The organism is Burkholderia sp. E168m23, assembly GCF_016586125.1.
Lineage (GTDB): Bacteria > Pseudomonadota > Gammaproteobacteria > Burkholderiales > Burkholderiaceae > Burkholderia > Burkholderia orbicola.
Genome location: NZ_BCPP01001548.1, coordinates 1 through 863, shown reverse-complemented (window position 1 = coordinate 863; position 863 = coordinate 1). Strand labels below are relative to the sequence as shown.

1 protein-coding gene is annotated in these 863 nt (G+C 72.7%); it reads right to left on the bottom strand.

The annotated features are described in order from the left end of the window. A partial coding sequence (locus tag JMF90_RS38805; protein ID WP_236598152.1) for an ATP-binding cassette domain-containing protein occupies nt 1-863 on the bottom strand: 863 nt, incomplete at both ends.

Here is an 863-nt window from a genome sequence, read left to right as displayed (position 1 = left end):
GATGCCCTGGAACGGTTCGTCGAGCAGCAACAGCCGCGCCGGCTCGGCGTGCCAGCGCGCGAGCACGACCTTCTGCTGGTTGCCGCCGGACAGGTGCGCGACGCGATCGTCCGGCCCCTCGCAGCGAATCCCGAACCGCGCGATCGCCGCGGCGGCCGCCGTGCGTTCGCGCGTTCGGCGCACCGCACCGCTCGCGAACCAGCGCGACAGGAACGGAAAGCCGATGGTGCCCGCGATCGACGCGAACGGGACGCTGTCGGGAAACAGCGACGTGCGCCAGCGATCCTCGCCGGCCAGGAATACGCCGGCGCGAATCGCATCGGCGGGCGTTCGTGGCCGCCATGGCCGGCCGTCGAGCGTCATCTCGCCGGCGGCCGCTCGCACCGCACCGAAGATCGTCCGCGCGAAGCGCGACTTGCCGCCGCCGACCGGGCCCGCGATCGCGACGATCTCGCCGCGCCGGACATCGAGATCGAACGGCGTGCTGGTCGGCGTCAGCCGGATCTGCCGCACGCTGAAGCCTGATCCGGGCCCGGATTCGGCCGGTGCGACCCGCTCCGGCGCCACGGCACGCGTACGCGGCAACGACCGGCCGATCATCGTTTCCACCGCGGCGTCGAAATCGATCGGCGCGGCCAGATCCGCGACGATCCGGCCATCGCGGACGATCGCCGCGCGATCCGCGATACGGCGCAAGTCGCCGAGCCGATGCGACACCAGCAGGATGGCGACGCCATCGCGGCGCAACGCGTCCACCAGCTCGAACAGCCGCTCGGCCTCCGTCGCCGACAGGCTGGCGGTCGGCTCGTCGAGGATCAGCAACGACGGCTGGCCGGCCAGCGCACGGGCCAGAGTCACGCGCT